We start from the raw sequence: 328 nt of genomic DNA, 5'->3' as shown, positions 1-328 counted from the left end.
TTTTTATTTTGTATTTTATTACTATTTATAGAGCTAAATAGATCTTTAGTTTTTTCATGGAAATATTTTAATGTCTTTTCATCCTTATATTGATAAAAGGTATATTCTAATACTTCCTTTAATTTTTTCATTTCATAATTATTAAGGTATGGAAGCATACCCTGAATAATATCTGTCATTAACTTTTCTTTCATTTCAATTCTCCTTTCAAAAATTCAGGAAAATGAATTAGAACGGCTTCCCGTTAAAATTAACTCTTGCCGTCCAGAAGAGTTGTTATTAATACACTAAATGATAATTTATCAGCTTAAATAGCAATATTAGAGAC

The 328-nt window shown here is 25.0% G+C and carries 1 protein-coding gene; it reads right to left on the bottom strand.

Features of this window, described 5'->3' with window-relative positions:
* On the bottom strand, positions 1-194 hold a 194-nt coding region (locus AWT72_RS08995), incomplete at its 3' end, for a hypothetical protein (RefSeq protein ID WP_442789406.1).
* Positions 195-328 lie beyond the last annotated feature (134 nt).

This window comes from Oceanivirga salmonicida, from assembly GCF_001517915.1.
Classification (GTDB): domain Bacteria; phylum Fusobacteriota; class Fusobacteriia; order Fusobacteriales; family Leptotrichiaceae; genus Oceanivirga; species Oceanivirga salmonicida.
This window is presented reverse-complemented; position numbering and strand designations above follow the sequence as displayed.